At 64.8% G+C, this 3,890-nt stretch carries 2 protein-coding genes and 1 pseudogene; 1 reads left to right on the forward strand and 2 read right to left on the reverse strand.

Translation table 11 applies throughout. The features are described 5' to 3' along the window. Positions 1–83: 83 nt before the first annotated feature. Complete coding sequence (locus tag VQ042_RS24890) at positions 84–785, forward strand: sodium:calcium antiporter (RefSeq protein ID WP_331822945.1); 702 nt, start codon at positions 84–86, stop codon at positions 783–785. A 165-nt stretch (positions 786–950) separates the two neighbouring features. Here VQ042_RS24890 and VQ042_RS24895 read toward each other — a convergent pair whose 3' ends face one another. Further along, positions 951–2,606: an alpha/beta hydrolase gene (locus VQ042_RS24895; protein ID WP_331822946.1), complete on the reverse strand. Its 1,656-nt coding sequence runs from the start codon at positions 2,604–2,606 to the stop codon at positions 951–953. Between the two features lie 112 nt (positions 2,607–2,718). After that, a pseudogene (locus tag VQ042_RS24900) lies at positions 2,719–3,771 on the reverse strand (M14 family metallopeptidase); the annotation flags it as partial. Between the last annotated feature and the right edge of the window lie 119 nt (positions 3,772–3,890).

The following is a 3,890-nucleotide window of genomic DNA, read 5'->3' on the forward strand; positions in this document are numbered from 1 at the left end:
GCAACCTCCCGCCCGCCGAGGCGGAAGCCGCCTACTACGTCAAGCTTGAGGCCGTGCCGATAGCCGCGTAGGACTCAAACCAAATGGTCTCCGGGAAACCCGGGGCGGTTCAACGGGACGCGATGGTCATGCTCGGAGTCTCGGTGGTCTTCGCAGCCTTGGCCTTTCTGGTGCCGTTCGGGCGCTTGGTGGGCCTAGCCTTCCTCGGCGCCTTGGCGGTCTACATCTACCTTGCCTTCCGCCAAGAAAGCGGCTCGGGTGAGCATGGGGCCGTCCACGACAAAGCGACAGCGCTACAGACTGTAGACCCGGCCGTGACGCCCGGACCTCGACGCCAAGGTGGGCTGATATACCCGCTCCTTCTGGCAATAGGCGGCCTCGTGCTCGTCGTCCTGGGTGGGCGCTTTCTCGTCGAGGGTGCGGTCGCAATCGCGGAGTCCTTCAGGATCCCGGAAACAGTCATCGGATTGACCATCGTTGCGGTTGGAACCTCCATGCCGGAGCTTGTCACATCGGTCGTGGCGGCTCTGAAGCGACAAGGCGACGTCGCTTTCGGCAATATTGTCGGGTCCAATATTTACAACCTACTCGGGATCGGTGGCGCGACTGCGTTGATTTCCCCAACGCGCGTACCGCAAGAGATTGTAATCTTCGACAATTTGTTGATGGTGGGTGTCACGCTCATATTCGTGGTATTCGCGGCGACCGGACTCCGGATCGCTCGCAGAGAGGGCGCCGTTCTTTTGGCCGCGTATCTTGCCTATCTCTACATTATTTGGCCGTGACAAGTATTAGAGTGCGCCGGCGCTCCATCTGCGAACCGATCTGCTCGCGTGGTTTTGCGTGCTGTTGCGCCATTGGCCGGCGAGCCTGTACGCTTCGATAGGTATACGCGGATAGGGCAGCGACGGGACGCGCGATACGCTTCGGCTACGTGCGGTCGATGCGCACTATTTGCCTGAACAACCCAGCTGGAACCCGTGATCGCAATGCCCTCGAAGCCGTTCCGTATCCGCGGCAGTCCATCCGTCCGGAGCGGTGACCTCGGCCCAGGGAGCGATGTAGTCGCGCCCATAGTACGCGTGTCCGTAGCCGGCCCGCGTGGCCGTCGACAGCGCCATGTCGACAGCGAGTTGGAAGTGGGTGACGATCGGCAGGAAACGCAAATACGGCGACACCCCATCGCCCGGCGGCTCGGCCATCCAGACCGGGCGACGCCAGACTGACTGCGGCTCGTAGAACACGATCGGATCGCTCGGATATTGCAGGAAGACGATCCGCATCCGCCCCCACGGCGCGGCGCCCTCGGAGCCGTCGCTGGTGCGAGATGCAACGCGTGCCAGCGATCCGTCGCCGATGCGCGGCTGCACCCAGGGGCTCGTCGGATCGCGCATGCGCTGCGCGCGCTGCCAGAATTGCGACGGGAAAGGCGGCCCTACCCAGAAGGCACCCGCGATAGGTTGATCGACAAGGTAGAACAGGTTGGTCGCATGCATCGACGACCAGGCGCCGAGGCTCAGCCCATGAACGTAGAGACGCGGACGCGCGTCTTCGGGCAGGGTCTTCCAGTGGGCATGGATCGTCGATAACGTTGCGCTCGCCTGCTCGAGGCCGGTCTGCGTCTCGAACAGCAGAGCGAAGGGAGACTGCATGTACGAGTACTGCACCGCGACCGTCGCGACGTCGCCGCCATGCATGTACTCGAGTGGATCGTGCGAGCCGGGATCCATCCAGCCAGTCCCGGTCGGGCTTGCGACGACGAGGATGGAGCGGTCGAAAGCGTCGAGCCTGATCAACTCCTCCAGGGCGAGCGCCGCGCGCGCCTGCGGCGTCTCGGCATTTGCGCGGCCGACATAGACCCGCACCGGGTCGCGGGCTGGAGCACCGGTGAAAGCGGATATCGCGGTCGCGTCTGGCCCCGACGTGACGAAGTCGCGCCCCGGCTGTCCCATTCCGGCCCAATCGACGAGCGAAGCCGGGCTTCCCGGAACGCGATCTTGCGCTGGAGCCGGCGGTGCCGCGTCGAACAGCTCCTGCGCCTCCTCGTAGCTCGCGTCGAGAAAGCCGATCGTGGCGTCGAGGAGACCGTCCCGGGTGACGATGAAGAGGGCGCCGCCTACGGCAACGAACGCGAGCGTCGTCGCGCGCCGGGGCGGCATCACGCGTTCGAGCCGCGAACGGACGAGGCGGTAGAGGCGATGTGCGGCCAAGCCCATAGCGAACAGGAGTGCAAAGACCGCCGCCGCCAGCAGGAGCGTCCCGGTGAGGCGAGCGCTTGCCGCCTGCTCCATGCCCATCCGGGCACGGAGGTCGTTCTGCCAGACGAGCGAAAAGGCAAGCGACGCCGCCAGGATGGCGAGGACCGCCATCGTCAGCACGAAGAGCGCGACCCGCCGAGCGCGACCTTTGAGCATCGGCATGTCCGCAAGAGTCCAGATACCGAGGACGATCCGCCCGCACAGATACCCGAGCGTCATCACCACGCCGGCGAGAACGCCCTGCACAACCGGCCCTCGTGGGATCAGGGAGGGCGTCAGCGAGGCGGCTACGAAGGTCAGCCCGAGGAGGAGCCCGACGACCGAGATGCCCGACCAGAATCTTTTCATGGATATGCTTCGCCTCGTCGCGCGAGCCGGTCGATCGTTGCCGGGCTCCGGTTGCCGGCTCTCCGTGAGGTGATCCCTGCGGTGTCGCGACCGCCCCAGGCCGAACGGCAGATCACTCCGGGTAGGTCTCGGCCTCTACTGGCTCCGGCTTGGCGTAAAGGATGAAGGCCAACGGATTTCCGGGTTCGGCCATGGCGTCGCTGCGCAGGCCGAGGATTTCTCCGGACACGCCGCTCACATACTCCGCGGCCACCTCGCCGAAGCTGTCGCGCTGGATGGCAATCGTCTGCCCCATCTCGACCGGGTCATTGAGCTTGACGCGGTATTCCACCAGCCCGCCCGCACTCGCAAGGACAGGGAACGAGGCGTTGCCGACAAAGACACGCACGTCTCCCCCGGTGCGGCCCATCAAGCCGGCAAGGATGCCGTGATGCTTGAGCACGTTCATCGTACCTTCGACGAAAAGCGCGATGAGATCGGAATCGAGCACCCGCGCTGCGCCGACCTCCGGACAGAAGGAGGGGATGCCTGCGTCGATGAAAGCGTTGTGCAGGACGCCGGGATAGGCCGGATTGTCGGCGATCTGGCTGACCGGATAGAGTTCCATCATCGCCCTGACCTGGGGCAGGCGCATCTCCCCGATGTTGAACCCCGTGACCCCGAAGCCGGTCGTGCCGGTATGGAAATCGATCGCATAGTTGGCGTTGGGGCGCAGCAGACGGTTGAACAGGAGGTCGGCGTGCCGGCCGGCCGCTGTGGGTCCGTTCTCGTTCCCGGGCCATTCCCGGTTCATGTCGGTCAGGTCGATGCCCCGGCCGGAATTCGGCCAGCGGCGCTGCATGCCTTCCAAAGCGGGGCGCGAGACGTCGGTGACCGCCATCACCGTGCCCGACATTGCGGCCGGATCGAGCTGGTTCATCACCGTCTGCACGGTATGGATCGAGCTCATCTCGTCGCCGTGCAGGCCACTCGTGAGGACGATGCGCTTGCCGGGAGACGCGCCCCTGGCGACCGTCACCGACACGTGCCAGTGCTGCCCCGTGGGGGTCTCGACATCCCGGAAATACAGTCGGTGCACGCTGCCGGGCTCGAGATCGTTCACGTCGAGGGCGCTGACGACGCGTTTTCCGTCGATGACATCGCCAGTGTATGTAGTTCCCGAGGTGGAGGCTCAGGGCTTCGAATCCATATTTCATGCCGTCGGATCGAGGAGTTTTGCGAGGTAGTCGGGAGACCAGCCGGCGAGTTTTCGCCGCGATTTGAGGGACTTTTTGTCGGTGGCAC

This window comes from Aurantimonas sp. A2-1-M11 (assembly GCF_036549475.1).
Classification (GTDB): domain Bacteria; phylum Pseudomonadota; class Alphaproteobacteria; order Rhizobiales; family Rhizobiaceae; genus Aurantimonas.

Excerpts from the sequence above, each read along its gene's own strand:
- VQ042_RS24890 (WP_331822945.1), top strand. The coding sequence starts at position 84 with ATGGTCTCCGGGAAACCCGGGGCGGTTCAACGGGACGCGATGGTCATG.
- VQ042_RS24895 (WP_331822946.1), bottom strand. The coding sequence starts at position 2,606 with ATGAAAAGATTCTGGTCGGGCATCTCGGTCGTCGGGCTCCTCCTCGGG.